The sequence below is a fragment of the Staphylococcus sp. HMSC13A10 genome (assembly GCF_001808005.1).
Lineage (GTDB): Bacteria > Bacillota > Bacilli > Staphylococcales > Staphylococcaceae > Staphylococcus > Staphylococcus pasteuri.
Genome location: NZ_KV791861.1, coordinates 26,259 through 49,870 on the forward strand (window position 1 = coordinate 26,259; position 23,612 = coordinate 49,870).

The window sequence follows — 23,612 nt, forward strand, 5'->3', positions numbered from 1 at the left end:
AGAAAATAATCAAAAATTGTATACTCCAATTAAAAATAAATCATTTTTTGTAAATATAAAACAAATGGGAAGTGACTTTATGAAGACATTTAAAGCTGTACGTTTTCAAATCGTAAGTGAAAACGGTGGTGTGACTGAATATGAGTTAGAAGATGGTGTCATTATTAATAAAGAAGGTAGTGGCACTGGTTGGTTACTAGAAATTGTAATTTCAAATGAACATTATCACACGTTTAAAGACTATATAGATAATGATAAATTATTAGATATTCGTGTCGTAATTACTAGACCTGCAAATGATCCTGCATTATTTGATGCCACTGTTAAAAGTGTTAAGCAATTTGATAAAACAATGTCAGTCGTATTTGAATGCCATATCTATACTTTACGTCAAGTTTATGCCGAAAGTTTATTAGAAGAACTTGTCGATGATGGATTAACTGGTGAAGAATTGAAAAAAACATTCAACCGTATGATGCAATCTAAACCTAAACTTAAAGATGAAAAATTTGAAAGATAATGACGCATATTAAAAGCCTACAGTCAGAATATCCTGATTGTAGGCTTTAGTTTATGATTTATTTTGCATCTTGTATTGCAAATGTTAGTTCACAACTACAAGCCAATTGGCCATCTACAGTTGCTTTTGCAGTTCCTTTACCAATTGGTCCTTTAATTTTAGTTATTTCTACTTCTAACATTAGTGTATCTCCTGGTGTAACCTGTCTTTTAAATCGACATTTATCAATACCTGCGAATAAAGCTATTTTACCTTTATTTTCTTCACTGTTTAACATTGCTACTGCACCAGTTTGAGCTAATGCTTCAGTAATTAATACACCAGGCATAACAGCGTAATCTGGAAAATGCCCTTGGAAGAATGGTTCATTACCTGAAACTTGTTTTAATCCAACGCAACGTTTACCTTCTTCGTATTCAACTACTCTATCTATTAATAAAAATGGTTGTCTATGAGGGATGATTTGTTTTATTTGATTATAATCGAAAATTGTTTCCATGATGTTTAAACCTCCATATTTGAATGAAAAATTAATTAATCATTAATGCGTTCGATATCTGCACCTAATGATTTTAATTTACCATGTAAGTCTACATAGCCTCTGTCTAAGTGTTTTAATTCAGTTACTTGTGTTGTTCCTTCTGCAACTAAACCAGCTAAAATTAATGCAGCAGCCGCTCTTAAATCAGTCGCTTTAACTTGTGCACCTTGAAGATTGCTTTTACCTTCAATTTTAGCACTTCTACCTTCTACATCGATGTTTGCATTCATTCTACGAAACTCAGCAACGTGCATAAATCTATTTTCAAACACTGTTTCTGTGATTACTTTGTGACCATTTGCAGTCAATAGTAAAGCCATCATTTGAGATTGCATATCTGTAGGGAATCCTGGATGTGGTAATGTTTTAACATCTACTGGGTTTAAATCTCCATCAGCAGATACTCGGATACCATCTTCTAAATATTCTAAGTTAACTCCCATTTCTTCAAGTTTATAAACTAAACTAGACATGTGTTCTTTGATTGCGTCACGTACAATGATGTCTCCACGAGTGATTGCGCCAGCGATTAATAATGTACCTGCTTCAATTCTATCTGGAATAATAGAATGTTCTACACCAGTTAAATGATCGACACCATGAATTGTAATCGTATCAGTACCTGCTCCAGTGATTTTACCGCCCATTTCATTGATATAATTAGCTAAGTCAACAATTTCTGGTTCTTTTGCAGCATTTTCTAATACTGTTTTTCCTGAAGCTAATGAAGCAGCCATGATTAGGTTTTGAGTACCGCCTACACTTGGAAAATCTAAATGTATAGAAGCACCTTTTAAACCATCTTTAGCATTTGCATAAATATTTCCATTTTCTAAATGAATTTCTGCACCTAATGCCTCGAATCCTTTAATATGTTGTTCAATTGGACGACTTCCAATTGCACATCCACCTGGTAAAGCCACTATTGCATGGCCTAAACGAGCTAATAAAGGTCCCATTACTAAGATACTTGCACGCATTTTACTCACATATTCATATGGTGCTTCTTCATTTAATGTATTAGTAGCATCAACTACTACCGCATTTTCTTCTTTTTTATACGTAACATCAGCATTTAAAGTTGATAATACGTTGTTTATAGTTTCTACATCGCTTAATGCTGGTACATTTACTAATTTACTAGTACCTTCTGAAGCTAATAATGAAGCTGTTAATACAGGTAAAACTGCATTTTTAGCACCTTCTACTTTAACTTCACCTTTTAGTTGGTTACCACCATTAATTACTATTTTATCCATCTTAAATCCTCCACTTAAATCTCCTAGTTATTTACATTTCCCTACTATATAAAATTTATCATTCAATAATATATTATATCCGTTTTTCATTATGAAAAAACTAAAAAAGAACTATTTCATTATATATTTTAATTGAGTGGAAAACTGTAACAAATCAATTATAAAATTACTAACACTAGTACCTAATAATATAGCAAAAAATATCATGCATATTTGAATTTGTTTCGTATAACCTTTTTTAAAAAATTGATCGAGGCGAATTGCATTTAATGCCCAGTAAGCTATACATATACATATCACATGTAAAATTAAATGTATTATCGCAAATTGTCCTAGATAATCCATATTTTACTCCTTAGAATTGATTACTGTATAACATTGTACATGAAATAACATAATAATGATACTACTATTAACTGCAAAAACAGAAGATTTGTATGTATATTAAAAGGCTTGGAAATACCTTAAATGGTGAATTTCCAAGCCTTTTATAATTTATTTAAGTTCAGCCACACGTAAACGGTTATTTGCACGTTCTAACGCTCTTTTGGCTCTATTTATGTCACTATTATCATCATTATCTAAATGTGATTCTGCTCTTGCTTTCGCTAATTTAGCTCTTTCAACATCGATTTCAGTAGCAGTTTCAGCTGTTTGGACAATAATTGATAGTTGATGTTGTCTAACTTCTACAAACCCATCACTAACAGCTACATATTCATTTCCATTATGAAAATTCACTTTTACGTAGCCAGTTTTTAATGCAGAAACGGTTGGAATGTGTCCATTCATCACACCCATTTCGCCAGCTGTAGTTTGTAAAACAGCTAGTTCTACATCATCTCGTTCATAGATAGAACCATTAGGAGTGACAATTTCTAGGCTTAATGTATTCATTATCCATACCTCCTAATTATTAGACTTCAACACCCATGTCTTTAGCCTTCGCAATTACATCTTGCATGCTACCTACTAAACGGAATGCATCTTCAGGAATATGATCATATTTACCTTCTAAGATATCTTTGAAATCAGCTACAGTTGTTTTAACTGGAACATAAGATCCTTTTTGACCAGTAAATTGTTCAGCAACGTGGAAGTTTTGTGATAAGAAGAATTGAATTCTACGTGCACGTTCTACTGTTTGTCTATCTTCTTCAGATAATTCATCCATACCTAGAATCGCAATAATATCTTGTAATTCTCTGTATTTTTGTAATGTAGATTGTACATCACGTGCAACTTCATAATGCTCTTGTCCAACTATTGAAGGTTCTAATGCTCTAGAAGTTGAAGCTAATGGGTCAACAGCTGGGTAGATACCCATTTCTGTTAATTTACGCTCTAAGTTTGTAGTTGAATCTAAGTGAGCAAATGCTGTTGCTGGTGCTGGGTCAGTATAGTCATCGGCTGGTACGAACACTGCTTGAATAGATGTTACAGAACCTTTATTTGTAGACGTAATACGTTCTTGTAATTGACCCATTTCTGTAGCAAGTGTAGGTTGGTAACCAACGGCTGAAGGCATACGACCTAATAACGCTGATACCTCTGAACCTGCTTGCGTAAATCTGAAAATGTTATCAATGAATAATAAAACGTCTTGTCCTTGTTCATCACGGAAGTATTCTGCCATTGTTAAACCAGATAAAGCAACACGCATACGTGCGCCAGGTGGTTCGTTCATTTGACCAAATACCATTGCTGTTTTCTTAATTACGCCACTATCGCTCATTTCATAGTATAAATCATTACCTTCACGAGTACGTTCACCAACACCCGCGAATACTGAAATACCACCATGTTCTTGAGCAATATTGTTAATTAATTCTTGAATTAATACTGTTTTACCTACTCCGGCACCACCGAATAATCCAACTTTACCACCTTTAATGTAAGGTGCTAATAAATCTACAACTTTAATACCTGTTTCAAGAATTTCTACTTCAGTAGATAATTCATCAAATCCAGGTGATTGTCTATGAATAGGATCACGACGAACTGAATCATCAAGTTTTTCTTCTAAGTCAATCGTGTCGCCTAGTACGTTAAACACTCTTCCTAGTGTTTCGTCACCAACAGGTACACTAATGTCTTTACCTGTATCTTTAACATCCATGCCTCTTTGAACACCATCAGTTGAATCCATTGCGATTGTACGAACAACGTCATCACCTAATTGTAGTGCAACTTCTAGTGTTAAGCTAACTGTTCCTTCTTCTTTTGGAACTTCAATAATAAGGGCATTATTAATATCAGGGACTTCGTTATGTTCAAAACGAACATCAATGACAGGACCCATAACTTGAGTTACACGGCCAATTCCCATGCTATTTTCCTCCTTTTAATTTTATTCAAGTGCTGCCGAACCACCAACAATTTCAGTGATTTGTTGTGTGATTGCTGCTTGTCTAGCTCTGTTATATTCTAATGATAAGTCATCAATAAGTTCTGTAGCATTATCAGAAGCATTTTTCATTGCAGTCATACGTGACGCATGCTCACTTGCTTTAGCATCTAAAATCGTACCATATATTAAACTTTCAACATATTGCGGTAAGATGACGCTTAAGATAGATTCTTTATCGGGTTCAAATTCATATGTAGACATATGACCATGACCTTGACTTGAATCTTCTTGAGATAATGGAAGAACCTTTTTAGTAGTAGGTTTATTTTCTAATACACTGACATAATGACTATAGTAAATATTCAATTCATCAATATTTTCTTCACTATATAAATCAATTGCGTGTTTTGCTAGCGCTTGAACAGATTTAAATGAAGGTTGGTCTGGTAGTTCAACTAATGAATTTTCTATTTCGTAGCCTCGTGTTTTAAGGAAGTCAACACCTTGTTGACCTAAAACAACAATGCTATATTCACTACTATCATTATGCTTTTCTTTGATGTCACTTATTAATTTTTTAAGAACGTTGGCACTATAAGCACCCGCTAATCCTTTATCACTTGTTATGACAAGATAACCACTACGTTTTACATCTCTTTGACGAAGCATAGGATGGTTTGAATTCTTGTTAGAACCAGCTACTGCTGTAATAGCATCTTGCATTTTATCCATATAAGGCTTGAATTGTTTAGTATTGTTTTCAGCTCTACGTAATTTAGAACTTGAAACCATGTTCATCGCCTTAGTGATTTGTTTCATCTTTTTGGTTGATTTTATACGTGTATCTATTTCTTTTAGAGAAGCCACTATCTCACCACCTTTAATTACTATTCTTTATTATTCTGATTTACTAAAGCTTTTTTTGAATTCGGTAATTGCAGAATCAAATTTATCAGCATCTGGTAAAGCACCAGTTTCTCTGATTTCAGAAAGTAATTCTGTCGCATTTGAAGCTGCCCAGTGGTTTAATTCATCCTCAAAACGAGTAATATCTTCAACAGGAATATCGTCTAAATATCCTTTAGTTAATGCAAAGATAATTAATACTTGGTTTTCTACAGGAAGTGGTTTATTTTGATCTTGTTTTAAGATTTCAACAGTACGTTTACCACGTTCTAATTTTTTAGCTGTGAATTCATCTAAATCAGAACCAAATTGAGCAAATGATTCTAATTCTCTATAAGAAGCAAGGTCTAAACGTAAAGTACCTGCTACTTTTTTCATCGCTTTAATTTGAGCAGAACCACCAACACGTGATACTGATTGTCCAGCGTTAATCGCAGGTCTTACACCTGAGAAGAATAAATCAGATTGTAAGAAAATTTGTCCATCAGTAATTGAAATAACGTTTGTTGGAACATAAGCTGAAATGTCTCCTGCTTGAGTTTCAATGATTGGTAACGCAGTAATAGATCCGCCACCTAAATCATCATTTAACTTAGCTGCTCTTTCAAGTAATCTACTATGTAGATAGAACACATCACCAGGGTATGCTTCACGGCCTGGAGGTCTATGTAATAATAATGAAAGTTCACGGTAAGCTGATGCTTGTTTAGTTAAATCATCATAAACGATTAAAACATGTTTACCGTTAAACATGAACTCTTCGCCCATTGTTACACCTGAATATGGAGCGATATATAATAATGGCGCTGGTTCAGCTGCTGATGCAGATACAACGATTGTATAATCTAAAGCGCCAGCTTGTCTTAATTTTTCTACATTGGCTCTTACAGTTGAATCTTTTTGACCAATAGCTACATAGATACAAATTGTATCTTCATTTTTTTGGTTTAAGATTGTATCAATTGCAACAGTTGTTTTACCTGTTTGACGGTCACCAATGATTAACTCACGTTGACCACGTCCAATTGGAACTAATGCATCGATAGCTTTAATACCAGTTTGTAATGGTTCATCAACTGATTTACGATCCATTACTCCAGTTGCTTTTTTCTCAACCGGTCTTGTTTTTGTTGCGTTGATAGGACCTTGTCCATCGATAGGTTGACCTAATGGATTTACTACTCGTCCAATTAGTTCGTCACCTACAGGTACTTCCATAATACGTCCTGTACGTTTAACTTCGTCACCTTCACTAATATCTGTGTATGGTCCTAAGATAACCACACCAACATTAGATTCTTCAAGGTTTTGTGCTAAACCGAGCACGCCGTTTTGGAATTCTACTAGCTCACCAGCCATAACGTCATTTAATCCGTGAATTAATGCGATACCATCACCAATTTGTAATACTGTACCAACATCTGTTACGGACATTTCTGACTCATAATTCTCAATTTGTGAGCGAAGTAATGCACTGATTTCTTCAGCTTTTATGGCCATCTATGTCACTCCTCTTTATTAATTAGTTTGCTCTTTTAAATTTACGGTGTAATTGAATAAGATCATTTTTAACACTGCCATCCATAACAGTCGTGCCGACCTTAACTCTAAAACCACCAATTAAATCTTGATTAATTTTAGTACTAACAATTACTTTAGATAAGTTTGTTTGTTGTTTAACTAGTTCAACGATTTTTGATATTTCTTCATCATTTAAATCATATGTTGATTCTATTAATGCGAAATCTTGATTGTTATGTTGATTATACTGTGATTGAAAAGCTTTAAAGACATCTTCAATGTGTGAAAGATGACGATTTTCCGCTAGCACTTTCAACATATTAACAATGTACTGATTAGCATTACCATAAACCTCATCTACAAAGTTTTGACGCTTTTGTAATGTAAGTTTAGGATTGCTATCAATGGCTTTTAAATCATTAATGTAATCGAATGAAGAATGGCTAATTGTTTCTAATTCTTCATAAATGCTATCCAATTGATTTGTATCTGCAGAAACATCAAACAATGCTTTTGCGTATTTGTCAGCGATTTTTGTCATTATTTATCGCCTGCCTCTTTTAGATACTTTTCAACTAATTCTTTTTGATCTTGCTCTGAAATTTCTTTTCTAAGAACTTTAGAAGCAATAAGAACTGATAATTCAGATACTTGGTTATTAATATCTGCAATGGCACGTTCTTTTTGACTATTAATTTCGCTTTGAGCAGTTTCAATCATGCCATTAGCTCTAACGTTTGCTTCATGAATGATTTCTTCATGTTGTTTACGTGCTTGAACTTTCGCATCTTCTAGAATTTTTTGAACTTCATCTTGAGTTTCTTTAAGTGTCTGTTTATTTTCTTCTTCAAGTTTTTGTGCATTTAACTTAGCTTGTTCCGCATCGTCGATATCTTTGTTGATATCACGTTCACGTTTATCCATTATTTCTTTTAATGGACCCCAAGCAAATTTTTTCAATAACGCTAATAGGATAATGAAAGTAACAATTTGAACTATCACTGTTCCCCATTCAACGCCTGAAGCTGCACCGATAACGAACATATTAGCTGTTGCAGTCACGGGATCATGACACTCCTTTCGTCAAAATAATCATTAAGCAATAAAAAATAAAACGAACGGCGAGAGTCTATTAGACTTCGCCTTAAATAAATGTCTTATCCAGCAAATGTCATGAATGCAATTACAACACCGATGATAGGTAAAGCCTCAACTAAACCAACACCAATGAACATAATACCCATTAATTGACCACGAGCTTCTGGTTGACGTGCTACACCTTCTACTGTTCTAGATACGATAAGACCGTTACCGATACCTGCACCTAATGCTGATAAACCAATTGCGATTGCCGCTGCGATTAAATTCATAATAAATTTTCCTCCTAAGATTGTATATAATTTTTAAATTTAGTGTCCATCTGCCACTTTGTGTGACATGTAAACCATTGAAAGCATAATGAAGATATATGCTTGTATTGTACCTACAAAGATTGAGAATCCTTGCCAAACAATTAAACCAGGTATACTAATTATCCAACCCCATGCTGGTTCTTGGAAGAATAATCCAGCTAATAAGCTTAGTAATAGTTCACCTGCAAAGATATTACCATATAAACGTAGTCCAAGTGTTAATGTTGAAGTAAACTCTTCAAACACGTTTATAATTGCAAGTGGCCAAAACGGTTGAACATAACCTTTGAAATAATTCTTTGTACCACGCATTTTAATACCATAATAATGTGTTAATAGAATAACAGTAGTTGACAATGTCAATGTAACTGTTGCATCTGCGGTAGGTGATTTCCACCATAAGTAGTGATCTTTAGTTACTATTGCAAATGGTAAACCTAACATATTAGAAATGAAGATGTATAAAATTAATGTCACTGCTAAGAAGTGAAAATGTCCACCTTTTTTCCATGCCATATTACCTTCGATGATGCCTCTAACAAAGTCAAAAACCCATTCAATAAAGTTCTGTTTACCAGTTGGTCGTTTCTTTAAATTACGTGTACAAATAATTGCTAGTAAAAAAACGAGAACTGCTGTAATTAACACCATCATTACACTTGCCATGTTAAATACAAGGTCAAAACCGAAAATATCCAAACTTACTTTCGGGTCTTTATGATCCATATTCTCACCTCTTTCGTTTTAAATTTTACTCCCTATTAAGTAGAGGGCGACAGATGATTACGATATAAGAAATCATTAGCCCTATTAACACCCCAATGATATTGATGTGATCTTTAAAGAAAAACCATATTATACACACGACAATAGCCACTAAATATCTCCACATATTTCCTGTTGATATATGGTTTGACTCAGCTTTTTGTGCATGAAATAAATAAATCTCAAAGATGTATGTATTAACTAAAGATCCACATGTACCAATAATCAAACCTAATAAAAAAGGATGGGGTGAAAAGAGATACAATATACCTAATAATATCAATAAATAGAGATAATATTGTATATATTGTTTGAAAATGATGTAGAAACGACCCATTTGTTTGCCTCCGAGTGTCTTATACAATCATGTAAACCGTTCCACTCATACAATCTAAATGATAATATAGCGCCTACAACGGTGTCAATTCTATTCAAATTGTTGTTGAATTTTAAGCTAAAATTGTCACAAATTAGCCACATTTAAACGGTATACATCTTTTATTGTTTAAAATCTTTTGGTTTTTCACTTATTAAATCAAAATAATATTTGATATGATTTACAATTCTATCAGAAGCGCTTCCATCTCCATATGGATTATTTGCCTCACTCATACTCTTGTAAAGGTTTTTATCTTCTAACAATTTTTTGGTTTCTTTATAGACATTATTCATCGAAGTACCAACTACTTTTAATGTACCAGCTTCAACACCTTCAGGTCTCTCAGTATTATCTCTTAATACTAATACTGGTTTGTGTAATGAAGGGGCTTCTTCTTGAATCCCTCCAGAGTCTGTCAAAATGAGATGCGCTTGTTTAGCAAAATTGTGAAAATCTAAAACATCTAAAGGTTCAATAAGTTCTATTCTGTCATGGTTGCCTAAAATATGTTGTGCAATATCACGAACTTTAGGATTCATATGCACTGGATAAACAAATACGAGTGACTCATCTTCATCTACAAGCTTTCTAACAGCTTTAAAAATATGTTCCATTGGTTCACCAATGTTTTCGCGACGATGTGCAGTTAATAACAATATTCTTTTATTCTTATGTCTATTTAAAATGTCAGAATGATAATCGTCATTAACTGTATAATTTAATGCGTCAATCGCTGTATTACCAGTTACCACAACTGAGTTTATATCCTTACCTTCGTCAAGCAAATGTTTCCTAGCATTGAAAGTCGGTGCAAAATGAATGTCAGTTAGTACGCCTACCATTTGTCTATTCATTTCTTCTGGATAAGGTGAATATTTATCATAACTTCGTAATCCAGCCTCAACGTGACCTATTGGTACTTGATTATAAAACGCTGCTAGACTTCCTGAAAATGTAGTCGCTGTATCTCCGTGTACCAATACCATATTAGGTTTAACATGTTTGATGATAGATTCCAATTCAATCATTGATTTTGAAGTTATTTCTGAAAGTGTCTGTCCTTCTTTCATAATATTCAAATCATAATCAGGAACAATATCAAAAGTTTTTAATACAGCGTCTAGCATTTCTCTATGTTGAGCCGTAACAACCACACATACTTCCAACTGCTCATCGTTTTCAATTGCTTTAACTAGTGGCGCCATTTTAATAGCTTCCGGCCTAGTTCCAAATATAGTCATAATTTTTTTCTTCAAACGTATCTATCTCCGTTTTCAATATCTATTTCGTACCGAATAATCGATCTCCTGCGTCACCTAATCCAGGTGTAATATAAGCTTTGTCATTAAGTTTCTCATCTAATGCTGCAATATAAATATCAATATCATCATGAGCTTCTTTCATTTTTTCAACACCTTCTGGGGCAGCAATTAAGCACATGAAACGAATATTTTTAGCACCTTTGTTTTTCAATGAAGTAATAGCTTCAATTGCAGATGCTCCTGTTGCCAACATCGGATCCACAACGATGATTTCTCGTTCATCAATATCTTGAGGCATTTTAGAGAAGTATTCTACTGCTTTAAGTGTTTCAGGATCACGATATAAACCGATGTGCCCTACTCTTGCTGCAGGAACTAAACTTAAAATACCTTCAGTCATGCCTAGTCCAGCTCTTAAAATAGGTACAATTGCTAATTTTTTACCTGCTAAGCGTTTAGCTGTCATTTTAGTTACTGGAGTTTCAATTTCAACATCTTGTAACTCTAGATCTCTTGTAACTTCGTATGCCATAAGCATACCAACTTCATCTACTAGTTCTCTAAACTCTTTAGTTCCAGTACGAGCATCACGAATGTAACTCAATTTGTGTTGAATTAATGGATGATCAAATACATGTACTTTACTCATTTTCATTTCCTCCAATATTCTGTATATCCTTGTATTTTATTGATATAAAGGATATTTTTCAGTTAACGCTAAAACACGCGTTTTTGCTTCTTTTAATTTAGCTTCATCTTCATGATTTTTCAAAGCTAAACCAATAATTTTTGCTACTTCTTCAAATGCTTTTTCATCAAAACCACGAGTAGTGGCCGCTGGTGTTCCTAATCTAATACCACTTGTAACAAATGGCTTTTCTTGATCAAATGGAATAGTATTTTTATTGCAAGTAATGCCAACGCTATCAAGTGTTTCTTCTGCAACTTTACCAGTAATATTTACAGAACCTTTAACGTCTACAGCTACTAAGTGATTATCTGTACCACCTGAAACGATTCTAAATCCTTCTTTTGAAAGGGTATCCGCTAATGTTTGTGCATTTTTAATCACTTGCTTTTGATAAACTTTAAAATTATTGTCTAAAGCTTCACCAAATGCTACTGCTTTTGCTGCGATAACATGTTCTAAAGGCCCACCTTGAATACCAGGGAAAATCGTTTTATCAATTGCCTTTTTGTATTCTTCTTTACATAAAATCATGCCACCACGTGGTCCACGTAATGTTTTATGTGTTGTTGTAGTAACAAAGTCAGCATATTCAACTGGGCTTTGGTGTAAACCTGCAGCGACTAAGCCAGCAATATGAGCCATATCCACCATTAATTTAGCGCCAACTTCATCAGCTATTTCTTTAAATTTTTTGAAATCAATTTGACGTGAATAAGCAGATGCACCTGCGACAATTAATTTAGGTTTATGTTCAATTGCTAATCTACGTACTTCGTCATAATTAATAAGTTCTGTATCTTTATCTACACCATATTCGACAAAATTATAAGATTTACCACTAAAATTAACTGGTGAACCATGAGTTAAATGACCACCGTGACTTAAATTCATGCCTAAAACAGTATCTCCATATTCTAATGCTACTAAATAAACTGCCATATTAGCTTGAGAACCAGAGTGAGGCTGAACATTAACATGTTCTGCTCCAAATAATGCTTTAGCACGGTCGATTGCTACTGATTCTGTAACGTCTACAAATTCACAGCCACCATAATAACGACGGCCTGGATAACCTTCCGCATATTTATTAGTTAATATAGATCCTTGTGCTTCCATAACAGCTTCTGAAACAAAGTTTTCAGATGCAATTAACTCAATATTATTATTTTGTCTATTAAACTCTTTCTCAATAGCTTCAAAAATCACTTTATCTTGCTTTTCGATGTAAGACATATAATCCCCTTCTTTCAACTAATTAATTATATTTTGCACGTTCGCCACCAATTTTTTTAGGTCTTGATGTAGCAATAGTAACGATTGCTTCCCCCACTTGCTTAATACTAGTTCTAACTGGCACACAAACATGTTTAATGTGCATGCCTATTAATGTTTGACCAATATCTATACCTTTCGGAACTGAAATATGTTCAACAACAACTGGGTCTTCCATATGTTGATATGCGTATGTAGCTAAGCTACCACCTGCATGAACATCTGGTACAACTGTAACTTCTTCCATTGTTAGTGGATTAAAATCGGATCTTTCAATAGTGATTGCTCTATTAATATGCTCACACCCTTGAAATGCGAATGAAACACCTGTCTGTTGTTTCACTTTTTCTAACTCTTTAAATATTGATTCAGCCACTTCCATTGATCCAACAGAACCAATTCGCTGACCAATAACTTCAGAAGTTGAACAACCAATCAAGCATATCTCATTTTCATTAAAAAAGGACATTGCTTTTAATTCGTCTAACAACATTGAAAAATCTTGCATTTGAAACCCACCCCCTAAAAAAATAAAAAGGAACATAGCAAAATTGCTATACTCCCTTATTATAACGTATTTAAAGCGTAACATATACTAATTATATATAATTCTCTAACAGAACTTTTGGGTCGATTTTCATAATTAAGTCATAAATTTGGTTAAATGTTTGTTGATAAGTAAACTTGTCTCCACCATAAGGATCATAAATATCATCTACTTCCCCTACAAATTCACTCAAAGTAAATACATTTGGAAGAGCATCAGTACCATATTGAGACAATATAATGTCCTTATGCGATTTAGACATTGTTAGAATAATATTAGCATCTATATCTTCTCTAGAAAAACTCTGTGTTAATGAAGGTTGAGGCAAATCATTTTCATTTAATATTTCTTCAGATAACTTTGAAATAGGTTGTTGTTCCATAGCAAATATGCCTCTTGACTCAATGGTAATGTCTAATTTATTAAAAACTGATTGCGCAATACTTTCAGCCATGGGACTACGACAAGTATTACCAGTACATACAAATATTAATTTCATAAAGACACCTCATTAACAATTTGATTTCCAGCAGCTTTTAACATTCTATTCATGATAGCTTCAGTGTTATCACTTTTTTCAAAACCAAAAATATATGCTTGAACAATATCATTCCGCTGATCTATATCATGTAAAATACTATATAATAAATGATTTGCTTGTTTGATATCATCTTTATCTTCACATAATTTAATAAAAATAGATTCTTTAGGTAAATAATGACGTAAACTTTTAGGCACAACGAAAGCTGTTTGATTCCATTTATCATTATCTGAAATTTTCTGGCTTAATCCTTCAAGAATAGTTACCGGAGTATCTGGTGAATAGTGTTTATATTTCATACCAGGCGCGATAGGTTTAGCACTTTCATTAAAATCTGATTGTGCAATACTATGAGGTATAATTGTTTCAATCATAGATTGTGTAACTGATCCTGGACGTGCAATTCTAAAAGGATACTGTGTACAATCTAATACAGTGCTTTCTAATCCTTCTTCACTTTGATCACCATTTATAATGCCATCAATTCTTCCATTTAAATCATTGTATACATGATCAAAGGTTGTAGGAGATGGTCTGCCACTAATATTTGCACTTGGTGCAGCTATAGGCTTATCAATTAATTGTAATAACTCCCTACCAATTAAGTGGCTAGGCATTCTTACAGCAATAGAATTTAAACCTCCTGTTACTTTTTCACATAAATATCCTGATTTTAGAGGTAAGATAAATGATATAGGTCCCGGCCAAAAAGCATCCATTAATTGTCGTACTTTTGGGTCTAATTTATCAATGAAACGATCCATTTGAGAAATATCATGTATGTGTACAATTAACGGATTATCTGATGGTCTTCCTTTAGCTTGATATATTTTACTAACCGCTTCTTGATTAGTAGCATCAGCACCTAAACCATATACTGTCTCTGTTGGTAGTGCTACAAGACCACCATTTAACACGACATCTTTGATCTCTTTTATATATGGATATTGTTCGATATTTTTACTATATTCTCTTAAATCCCATATCTTAGTTTCCAATTTCAAATCACACCTCTTTCCCATAGTTAAATTAAAAATAAAAAGGAGTGGGATAGCTTTATGTCTTTCATTTTATACATGAAAGAATGCTCATTCCCACCCCATTAATAACGACGTTTAATATACATCAAGTTTTGATTAACCTTGCATATTTATATTAAAACGAATAAAAATAACAACGAAACTTATCTATTATCACTTTTATTTACCATTTTATTTCTAAAATTCTATCAAGTTGATTGATATCTTGATAAACTGCTACTTCTTTATCAGGATACATGTTATGAACGATTTCTTTTAAATTTTGCCCTTGGTTATAGCCAATTTCAAAAACAACATGTGCCTTTGGAAGTAACACTTTAGGTAAATCTTCTAATATAGACTTATAAATCGCATAACCTTCACTTTTAGCAAATAAAGCTTGATGCGGTTCATAATCGACAACTGTTTTAGACATATCTTTTACATCTTTCACATCGATGTATGGTGGATTAGAAATAAGGCCGTTTAGTTTAATGTTTTGTTCAATCAACGGTTTTAAAGCATTTCCCTGCATTAAATTAATATACACATCAAATTGTTCTGAGTTACTGCGTGCTACATCTAATGCATCCTCATATAAATCTGTAGCGATAACTTTTAAAGAAGGCTTTAACATTTTCAAACTAATGGCTATAACACCACTACCAGTACCAATATCAGCTATAGTATCGTCATTTTGACATAAATTTAAAAAGTGTAGCATGACTTCTTCTGTTTCTGGTCTTGGGATTAAACATTGATCAGAAACTTTAAAACGTTGTCCATAAAATGATTGAAAACCAACAATATATTGTATTGGTTCACCTAATAACATCCTTTGTAAATTCAATCCGAATTTAGCTTTATCAGCCTCAGACATCTCATCATTCATATGTATGAGATAATCTGTTCGTGTCCAATTAAATGTATCTAATAATAACCACTCAGCTCGTGTCTGTTCAAAACCCTTCTCTTTTGCTAAAGAAATAGCGTTTGCCAAATAATCTTTATAACTCACCATTGTTTAATTCTTTCAATTTATCTGTTTGTTCAGACAATGTTAAAGCATCAATAACTTCATCTAAATTTCCTTCCATGATTTGACTTAATTTTTGTAAAGTTAAGCCAATTCTATGGTCAGTTACACGGCTTTGAGGATAGTTATATGTTCTGATACGTTCTGAACGATCTCCTGTACCTACTGCTGATTTTCTTTGTGAAGCATATTTTTGTTGTTCTTCTTGTAACTTCATGTCATATAATCTTGCTTTTAATACTTTTAAAGCTTTTTCTCTGTTTTGTATTTGTGATTTTTCTGAAGAAGTAGCTATAATACCTGTTGGTAAGTGAGTAATACGTACTGCTGAATCGGTAGTATTGACGTGTTGTCCACCTGCACCACTAGAACGATACGTATCAATTTTCAAATCTTCATTTCTAACTTCAATTTCAACATCTTCTACTTCTGGCAATACTGCAACGGTTGCTGTGGAAGTATGAATTCTACCACCTGATTCTGTTTCAGGTACACGTTGAACACGGTGTGCGCCATTTTCAAATTTTAATTTACTATACGCACCATTACCTGATACTGAAAAACTAACTTCTTTATAACCGCCATGATCACTTTCAGAAGCTTCAACAATTTCAGTTTTGAAGTTATGCATTTCTGCGTACTTAGAATACATTCTCATTAAATCACCAGCAAAAATTGCCGCTTCATCCCCACCAGCTGCTGCTCTAATCTCAACGATAACATCTTTCTCATCATTAGGGTCTTTAGGAATTAGTAATAATTTAAGTTGTTCTTCCATTTCTGGTAATTCATTTTTCAATGTTGCACTTTCTTCTTTTAACATTTCAACTTCTTCTTTATCCGAAGTTTCATTCAACATTTCTTCAATATCACTTAATTCTTCTTTTTTGCTTTTGTAGCTTCTGTAAACATCTACAGTTTTTTGTAAATCTGCTTGTTCTTTAGAATATTTACGTAATTTATCTGAATCATTAACGACATCAGGGTCACTTAACATTTCATTTAATTGTTCATATCTTTCCTCTACAATTTCTAATTGATCAAACACTACATTTCCTCCTTCTCATTTTCACTTGGAGCCACTATGTGATGTGCTCTACATCTAGGTTCGTAACTTTCATTTGCACCGACTAGAATTATTGGATCATCTGCTTTAGCCGGTTGCCCATCTATGAGTCTTTGCGTTCTACTTGAAGGGCTACCACATACTGCACAAACAGCTTGTAATTTAGTCACGTGCTCACTTAAAGATAATAATTTAGGTATAGGTTCAAAGGGTTCTCCTCTAAAATCCATATCTAATCCGGCTACAATAACCCTGTGACCATTATCTGCAAGTTGTTGTATGATACTTACAATATTTTCATCGAAAAATTGAACTTCATCAATCCCTATAACATCTACGTGTGATACATCATGAATGAGTATTTCTCTAGCTGTTGCAATATTGATTGCTTCAATAGCATTTCCATTATGTGAAACTACCTTTTCTTTATGATAACGATCATCTATAGCTGGTTTAAAAACAATGACTTTCTGTTTAGCATAAATACCTCGTCTTAAACGACGAATAAGTTCTTCTGATTTACCACTAAACATACTTCCGGTAATACATTCGATCCATCCGGAATGATAAGTTTCATACATTAAACGTTCCACCTTTTTTCAAAACATAATCGCTTAATTATATCATATTTTGAAATTTCATAAATGCTATTTTAACAATTGATTCGTTAAATCATTTTTGAAAATTTGCTTATAACTTATTTACTGGACTGGCTTATTTAAATGTTATATTAACAATCATACTTTTTCACTCACTTTAAGTTATATATTAATTACGGTAAAAATGCATTATTAACATGATTGATTTCTCACTATAAAATAAAAAAACTGCCTACAAATCCATTACAATGGCGTAGACAGTCTAAACTTAAATTAGTTATTATTTGATTTAAGACCAAATTTTTTGTTGAAGCGTTCCACACGACCATCCGCAGCAGCGAATTTTTGACGTCCAGTATAGAATGGATGTGAATCAGAAGAAATATCTAAACGAATAACTGGGTATTCATTTCCATCTTCCCACTCCATTGTTTCTGAAGATGTTTTAGTAGAACCACTTAAAAATTTAAAATCTGTAGTAGTATCTAAAAAGATAACTTTATGATACTCAGGATGAATTCCTTGTTTCATTGTTTTCAGCTCCTTTGCCCTGAACCATCTGGAACAGAGTTATTTGTGAGTTTTTTACCCAATACTGTGTAATTATAATAGTATTTAATGTAAAACGCAACCCTTTGTAACATTAAATAATAGGTTTACCTGTTTTCGTACTTTCTTCAGCTGATTTTTGTAATTGTTCAAAGAAATCTTTATTATTTTTTGAACGTTTTAACTTACGAATAAATCTTTCTGTAAAATCAGTAGAATCAGTAAATAGATTTCGAAGTTGCCATAATGTATCTAGTTCTGCTTTGCTAATTAATAATTCTTCTTTACGAGTTGAGCTTCTACCAATATCAATGGCAGGGAAAATACGACGTTCAGATAATTTACGGTCTAGATGTAATTCCATATTTCCAGTTCCTTTGAACTCTTCATAAATCATATCGTCCATTCGTGAACCTGTATCTACTAGTGCTGTAGCTAAAATAGTTAAACTACCACCCGCTTCGATATTTCTAGCTGCACCAAAAAAGGCTTTAGGTTTGTGTAGTGAAGCTGGATCAAGACCACCAGATAAAGTACGACCACTTGGAGGAATAACTAAGTTATAAGCTCTAGCTAAACGTGTGATAGAATCCATTAAAATAATAACATCTTCACCAATTTCTACTAGACGCTTTGCTCTTTCTAATAATAGCTCTGCAACTTTAACATGATGTTGAGGTGGTTCATCAAACGTTGAATGTACAACTTCTGCAGATTCTACAGAACGTTCAATATCTGTAACCTCTTCGGGTCTTTCACCTACTAATAAAACAAATAATTTAGCATCTGGTTTATTTGTAATAATTGCGTTAGCTATTTCTTTTAGTAAGGATGTTTTACCAGCTTTTGGTGGCGCTACAATAAGACCACGTTGACCTAAACCAATAGGCGTAACTAAATCCATAATTCGTGTGGAATAATTCTTAGGTTCTGTTTCTAGTAAAATTCTTTCATCTGGATACAAAGGCGTCAACGCTTGGAAGTGAGGACGTTTTTTTACTTCTTCAGCATTATGATCGTTTACAAAGTCGACCTGTAACAAACCATAATATTTTTCATTATCTTTTGGCTTACGGACTTTTCCTGTTACTTTATCGCCTCTTTTTATTTCAAATCGACGAATTTGACTTGCTGAAATGTAGATGTCTTTTTCACCCTTAGAATAGTTTACAGTTCTTAAGAAACCATAACCATCGGGTTGGATATCATCTAAAATACCCTCCATATAATAATTGCCATCTTTCTCCATTTGAGCTTCCATGATAGCTAGTACAAGTTCTTTCTTATTTAATTTGCTGTAATTAGTTAATTTTAAAGATTTCGCTTTTTGAGTGAGTTCTTTTGTAGTGTTGTTCTTGTATAGTTCGTGGAAAGATTCATATTGAGGAGATGTTCGTTCTCTTTCAGGCATAGACTTGCACCCATTTCCTTATTTTTTGTGGTAAAAAGATGATGATAGAACAGTGAACGAAAATGATTTCAAAGTTTTTCGTTAATGTAATTCATTACCTTCTAAATACTAGAATAACTATAGCAAATTTTTAATTTAAATACAAAATGATTTTTTGAAAAGTTAATATAAAAATGCCAATGCACAAATATTCTTCAATATTGTACATTGGCGTAATTGATATTAAACTTTTTTCAGATTAAACTTTATTTATTTATAATAACCTGCGATTGATTTAACTTCTAAGAATTCTTCGATACCATAGTCGCCCCATTCACGACCTAATCCAGATTGTTTATAACCACCGAATGGTAGATCTGGTTTACGACCTGCTTCGTTAATTTCCACTGTACCAGCTTCAATTGAACGAGCCACTTTGTGTAATGTGTCTTTGTCGTTACCAATAACATATCCAGCTAAACCATATTTAGTATCATTTGCAATTTCAATAGCTTCGTCTAAATCGTTATAAGTGATAACTGACATTACTGGTCCAAAGATTTCTTCTTGAGCTATAGTCATATTATTATCTACATTGATGAAAATAGTTGGACGTGCGAAATATCCTTTTTCTAATCCTTCTGGTTTACCAGGACCACCATAGAATAATTCAGCACCTTCTTCAATACCTTTATCAATATATGATTGAACTTGATCAAATTGTTTTTTACTAATAATAGGACCAACTTGAGTACCTTCTTCTCTAGGGTTACCTACTTTAACAGAACTGAATTGTTCTTTAACCGCTTTTAAGAAGTCTTCTTTAATACTATTAGGTACTAAAACACGTGTACCTGCAGTACAAACTTGTCCTGTATTATTAACAACTTTACCAGTAGTTGCTTTAGCTGCGGCTTCAATATCTACATCGTCTAATACGATATATGGTGATTTACCACCAAGTTCTAGTGATACTTTTTTGAAGTCTTTAGCTGCTTTTTCCATAATTTTTGAACCTGTAGGACCAGAACCAGTAAATGACATCATTCTTACTTTTGGATGTTCACTAAGTGGATTACCTACACCTTCACCATCACCATTTACTAAGTTAAATACGCCTTTTGGCATACCTACTTTATCGAAAATTTCAGCTAAAATTACGGCTGCGAATGGTGTTTCTTCAGATGGTTTCAACACTACTGGACTACCTGCTGCAAAAGCTGCAGCTAGTTTAAGTGATGTTTGGTTTGTAGGGAAGTTCCAAGGTGTTACTAATCCTGACACACCAATCGCTTCTTTAACAACTAAATCATCACCACGACGTTCTTCAAATTCGAAATTATCTAAAGCGTCTCTTGCTGCTGTAAAATGGTTAAGACCCATTTGGTAGTGTACATTTTCAGAAACTGATAATGGTGCACCTAATTCATCAGTAATCGCTTGAATGATATCTTCTTTTCTATTTTCATATTCTTTAACGATTTTATCTAATAAATCTCTTCTATATTCAACCGTACTATGACGGAAATCTAAATATACATTATCAGCTGCTTCTACAGCTTTGTTAACATCTTCTTCATTACCTTTGGCTACTGAGCCAATAACTTCTTCAGTTGCAGGGTTAATTACATCTATTGTTTCACCGCTAGTACTATCAACCCATTCACCATTTATATATTGTTTAGTGAATTGTCTCATCAAACTTCACTCCTTAGAATTGTTATACAACTATTCTAACCACTTTTATTAAAAGTTAAACATATCTGCTCATCATATTAAATTGAACTTGATTTGTTTTGTTTTCACTTTTTTTAAAATTAAGTAACAAAAAAAGAGATAGAGACATAAAAGTTCAACACTTCAGACAAACAATCAATGCTTTCCGAAGCAGGATTTTTAACAAACACTTAATAATGTTGTTCTAATCCTAAACGTTTATGTCCCAATCTCTTTCAAAAATCAATCACACCATCAAATACTATATGCAATTAAGTATTTTAATGGTTTAGAAACTATACGTAGTACAATTTATAAGTACTATTTAACAGTTTCAGGTTCTGGTTCAAGATTTATATTATTTTGAGCCCATTCTTCAATTGGTTTTAAAGATGCGGCTAATGAACGTCCTTTATCAGTTAGTTCATAAATAATAGTAACCGGACTAGTAGAAATTATTCTTTTTTCTACTAAACCCCAATCTCCTAATTCAGTCAATTTTATACTTAGTGCACGAGGCGTGATTGTTTTTAAGTCTCTTTTCAAATCGGAAAAATGTGCAGATTGATCTTCACATCTTGATAAATAATTAATAATCAAGCCATTCCAACTGCGTCCTAAAATTTTAAAAGTTTCTTCTAAATAAGGACAAACTTCCATGATACTCACCTCTCACTCTAATATCTTAATACTAATGCACTTAAATAAGTGCTTATAATTTTAAGTATATTAATTATACCACATTTTTTAAATAGTTTCAGTCCAAATATCTGCACCTAATTGTTTTAAATGCTCAACGATTTGTGTATAGCCACGATAAATATGTTTCACATTATAAATAGTCGTTACACCTTCGGCAATTAAACCTGCTACTATTAAGCAAGCCCCTGCTCTTAGGTCACTTGCATATACTTCTGCTCCTTTAAGTTTTGAAGGTTTAATCGTCGCAGTACCATTATCTTTATTAATGTCCGCTCCCATATGTTGTAACTCCTCAACATGCTTAAATCTCTCAGGATAAATCGTATCAGTTACAAAAGATGGCCCTTTAGTCATAAATAATAAAGGTGTGATGGGTTGTTGTAAATCCGTTGCAAAACCAGGATATACTAATGTTTTAATATCAACGCTTTGGTAAGGTTCATTCTTTCTGATAATAACCTTTTCGTCGTTCAACTCAATATCGACACCCATTTCCTTTAATTTAGAAGTTAAAGCTTCTACGTGTCTTGGAACTATATTATTGATGACTACTTCTTCACCAGCAGCTGCTGCCATACACATATATGAGCCTGCTTCTATACGGTCAGGAATCACTTGATATTCAGTACCATGTAATGTATCAACACCAGTTATTTTAATTGTTGTTGTACCTGCTCCTTTAATTTGTGCTCCCATACTAATCAAGAAGTTAGCTACATCCACTACTTCTGGTTCTTTTGCTGCATTTTCTATAACCGTTTGCCCCTCTGCATGTACTGCAGCTAGCATAATATTAATAGTGGCACCAACACTTACCATATCTAAAAAGATATTTGCACCTTTTAATTGTTTAGCTTCAATTTTCATTGATGTATTACTTGATTCATCTATTTCAGCACCTAAAGCTTTAAATCCTTTTATATGCTGATCAATTGGACGGGGACCTAAAGGACATCCACCCGGAAGACCAATAACGCATTTTTTAAAACGGCCGAGCATCGCACCCATCATATAATATGAAGCTCTTAAAGATTCAACTTTGTTATTTGGAAGTGGCGCGTTTTCTATTTCAGTGGTATCAATATCTAATTTTTTACCATTTAATTTAGTTTTAATATTTAAATCTTCTAGCAAGCTTACAAGTGTTTCTACATCAGAGATTTGTGGTAATCCATCTAAATTTACTTGCCCTTGAGCTAATAAAGTAGCCGGAATAATTGCTACTGCACTATTTTTCGCACCACTTATCTCTACTTCACCATTAAGCTTCTTTCCACCTCTAATTTTGATTACTTCTTGAGCCATATTTTTATCTCCTTTGTTTCTATCGTTTATTAAAATTTCACATTATTTGCATTATAAAATAGTTTTACTTTATTTGTAAAATAGTTCATAAATATTAAAACATCATAGCCATTTTATTCAATATACACCAATAAATATGATTAAAATGTTATTTACTTTTACCTCATGCGATTTATTTGTTTTTATTTAAAAATGACGTTTGCCTTATAAAATACGTAATAATTATAGCATAAAAAACAAGCCATTAAACCTAAGTTTAATGGC

At 33.1% G+C, this 23,612-nt stretch carries 27 protein-coding genes; 1 reads left to right on the plus strand and 26 read right to left on the minus strand.

What is annotated here, in order from left to right:
- Positions 1-79: 79 nt before the first annotated feature.
- Positions 80-520, plus strand: a complete 441-nt coding sequence (locus HMPREF3125_RS07740) for a YwpF-like family protein (RefSeq protein ID WP_017636763.1) — start codon at positions 80-82, stop codon at positions 518-520.
- A 58-nt stretch (positions 521-578) separates the two neighbouring features.
- Here HMPREF3125_RS07740 and fabZ read toward each other — a convergent pair whose 3' ends face one another.
- The 26 genes from fabZ to HMPREF3125_RS07865 form a co-directional block, all read right to left on the minus strand.
- Positions 579-1,019, minus strand: a complete 441-nt coding sequence (fabZ, locus tag HMPREF3125_RS07745; protein ID WP_002451649.1) for a 3-hydroxyacyl-ACP dehydratase FabZ — start codon at positions 1,017-1,019, stop codon at positions 579-581.
- Between the two features lie 35 nt (positions 1,020-1,054).
- Positions 1,055-2,320 carry a UDP-N-acetylglucosamine 1-carboxyvinyltransferase gene (gene murA / locus HMPREF3125_RS07750; protein ID WP_017636764.1) on the minus strand — a complete coding sequence of 422 codons (1,266 nt, stop codon included), beginning with the start codon at positions 2,318-2,320 and terminating at the stop codon, positions 1,055-1,057.
- Between the two features lie 111 nt (positions 2,321-2,431).
- Positions 2,432-2,665, minus strand: coding sequence for a DUF1146 family protein (locus tag HMPREF3125_RS07755; RefSeq protein WP_017636765.1), 234 nt, complete (start codon positions 2,663-2,665; stop codon positions 2,432-2,434).
- A gap of 150 nt (positions 2,666-2,815) precedes the next feature.
- Positions 2,816-3,217 carry a F0F1 ATP synthase subunit epsilon gene (locus tag HMPREF3125_RS07760; RefSeq protein WP_017636766.1) on the minus strand — a complete coding sequence of 134 codons (402 nt, stop codon included), beginning with the start codon at positions 3,215-3,217 and terminating at the stop codon, positions 2,816-2,818.
- A gap of 19 nt (positions 3,218-3,236) precedes the next feature.
- Positions 3,237-4,649: a F0F1 ATP synthase subunit beta gene (atpD, locus tag HMPREF3125_RS07765; RefSeq protein WP_017636767.1), complete on the minus strand. Its 1,413-nt coding sequence runs from the start codon at positions 4,647-4,649 to the stop codon at positions 3,237-3,239.
- A 21-nt stretch (positions 4,650-4,670) separates the two neighbouring features.
- Positions 4,671-5,537 (minus strand): ATP synthase F1 subunit gamma, encoded by an 867-nt coding sequence (gene atpG, locus HMPREF3125_RS07770; RefSeq protein ID WP_017636768.1) that lies wholly within the window; start codon positions 5,535-5,537, stop codon positions 4,671-4,673.
- A gap of 30 nt (positions 5,538-5,567) precedes the next feature.
- Positions 5,568-7,076: a F0F1 ATP synthase subunit alpha gene (gene atpA, locus HMPREF3125_RS07775; RefSeq protein WP_070452956.1), complete on the minus strand. Its 1,509-nt coding sequence runs from the start codon at positions 7,074-7,076 to the stop codon at positions 5,568-5,570.
- Positions 7,077-7,098: 22 nt separating this feature from the next.
- Positions 7,099-7,638, minus strand: coding sequence for a F0F1 ATP synthase subunit delta (locus HMPREF3125_RS07780; RefSeq protein ID WP_070452959.1), 540 nt, complete (start codon positions 7,636-7,638; stop codon positions 7,099-7,101).
- Complete coding sequence (locus tag HMPREF3125_RS07785; protein ID WP_046466901.1) at positions 7,638-8,159, minus strand: F0F1 ATP synthase subunit B; 522 nt, start codon at positions 8,157-8,159, stop codon at positions 7,638-7,640. Before HMPREF3125_RS07785 ends, HMPREF3125_RS07780 begins: the two co-directional genes overlap by 1 nt.
- Before the next feature lie 95 nt (positions 8,160-8,254).
- On the minus strand, positions 8,255-8,467 hold the full coding sequence (gene atpE, locus HMPREF3125_RS07790; protein WP_001048816.1) for a F0F1 ATP synthase subunit C: 213 nt from the start codon (positions 8,465-8,467) through the stop codon (positions 8,255-8,257).
- Positions 8,468-8,506: 39 nt separating this feature from the next.
- Positions 8,507-9,235, minus strand: a complete 729-nt coding sequence (atpB, locus tag HMPREF3125_RS07795) for a F0F1 ATP synthase subunit A (protein ID WP_017636772.1) — start codon at positions 9,233-9,235, stop codon at positions 8,507-8,509.
- A gap of 25 nt (positions 9,236-9,260) precedes the next feature.
- On the minus strand, positions 9,261-9,611 hold the full coding sequence (locus HMPREF3125_RS12525; protein WP_081581205.1) for an ATP synthase subunit I: 351 nt from the start codon (positions 9,609-9,611) through the stop codon (positions 9,261-9,263).
- Positions 9,612-9,772: 161 nt separating this feature from the next.
- Positions 9,773-10,909, minus strand: a complete 1,137-nt coding sequence (gene wecB / locus HMPREF3125_RS07800; RefSeq protein WP_083279982.1) for a non-hydrolyzing UDP-N-acetylglucosamine 2-epimerase — start codon at positions 10,907-10,909, stop codon at positions 9,773-9,775.
- 25 nt (positions 10,910-10,934) lie between these two features.
- Complete coding sequence (gene upp / locus HMPREF3125_RS07805; RefSeq protein ID WP_070452962.1) at positions 10,935-11,564, minus strand: uracil phosphoribosyltransferase; 630 nt, start codon at positions 11,562-11,564, stop codon at positions 10,935-10,937.
- Positions 11,565-11,600: 36 nt separating this feature from the next.
- Positions 11,601-12,839, minus strand: coding sequence for a serine hydroxymethyltransferase (gene glyA / locus HMPREF3125_RS07810; RefSeq protein ID WP_070452964.1), 1,239 nt, complete (start codon positions 12,837-12,839; stop codon positions 11,601-11,603).
- 22 nt (positions 12,840-12,861) lie between these two features.
- Positions 12,862-13,386, minus strand: a complete 525-nt coding sequence (locus tag HMPREF3125_RS07815; RefSeq protein ID WP_017636776.1) for a TIGR01440 family protein — start codon at positions 13,384-13,386, stop codon at positions 12,862-12,864.
- A gap of 91 nt (positions 13,387-13,477) precedes the next feature.
- Positions 13,478-13,924: a low molecular weight protein arginine phosphatase gene (locus HMPREF3125_RS07820; protein ID WP_029056179.1), complete on the minus strand. Its 447-nt coding sequence runs from the start codon at positions 13,922-13,924 to the stop codon at positions 13,478-13,480.
- A complete protein-coding gene (locus HMPREF3125_RS07825) occupies positions 13,921-14,964 on the minus strand; it encodes an L-threonylcarbamoyladenylate synthase (RefSeq protein ID WP_070453011.1) in 1,044 nt (347 codons plus the stop codon). The genes HMPREF3125_RS07820 and HMPREF3125_RS07825 overlap by 4 nt, the downstream gene beginning before the upstream one ends.
- A gap of 205 nt (positions 14,965-15,169) precedes the next feature.
- Entirely contained in the window at positions 15,170-16,006 is an 837-nt protein-coding gene (prmC, locus tag HMPREF3125_RS07830; RefSeq protein ID WP_029056177.1) for a peptide chain release factor N(5)-glutamine methyltransferase, read from the minus strand.
- Entirely contained in the window at positions 15,993-17,069 is a 1,077-nt protein-coding gene (prfA, locus tag HMPREF3125_RS07835) for a peptide chain release factor 1 (protein ID WP_017636780.1), read from the minus strand. Before prfA ends, prmC begins: the two co-directional genes overlap by 14 nt.
- Positions 17,069-17,668 carry a thymidine kinase gene (locus HMPREF3125_RS07840; protein WP_017636781.1) on the minus strand — a complete coding sequence of 200 codons (600 nt, stop codon included), beginning with the start codon at positions 17,666-17,668 and terminating at the stop codon, positions 17,069-17,071. Before HMPREF3125_RS07840 ends, prfA begins: the two co-directional genes overlap by 1 nt.
- A 291-nt stretch (positions 17,669-17,959) precedes the next feature.
- A complete protein-coding gene (locus HMPREF3125_RS07845; RefSeq protein WP_017636782.1) occupies positions 17,960-18,217 on the minus strand; it encodes a type B 50S ribosomal protein L31 in 258 nt (85 codons plus the stop codon).
- A 112-nt stretch (positions 18,218-18,329) separates the two neighbouring features.
- A complete protein-coding gene (gene rho, locus HMPREF3125_RS07850; protein ID WP_017636783.1) occupies positions 18,330-19,646 on the minus strand; it encodes a transcription termination factor Rho in 1,317 nt (438 codons plus the stop codon).
- Between the two features lie 249 nt (positions 19,647-19,895).
- A complete protein-coding gene (locus HMPREF3125_RS07855) occupies positions 19,896-21,323 on the minus strand; it encodes an aldehyde dehydrogenase family protein (protein ID WP_029056175.1) in 1,428 nt (475 codons plus the stop codon).
- Positions 21,324-21,662: 339 nt separating this feature from the next.
- Positions 21,663-22,001 (minus strand): winged helix-turn-helix transcriptional regulator, encoded by a 339-nt coding sequence (locus HMPREF3125_RS07860; protein ID WP_017636785.1) that lies wholly within the window; start codon positions 21,999-22,001, stop codon positions 21,663-21,665.
- An 87-nt stretch (positions 22,002-22,088) separates the two neighbouring features.
- Positions 22,089-23,348, minus strand: a complete 1,260-nt coding sequence (locus tag HMPREF3125_RS07865) for a UDP-N-acetylglucosamine 1-carboxyvinyltransferase (protein WP_017636786.1) — start codon at positions 23,346-23,348, stop codon at positions 22,089-22,091.
- Between the last annotated feature and the right edge of the window lie 264 nt (positions 23,349-23,612).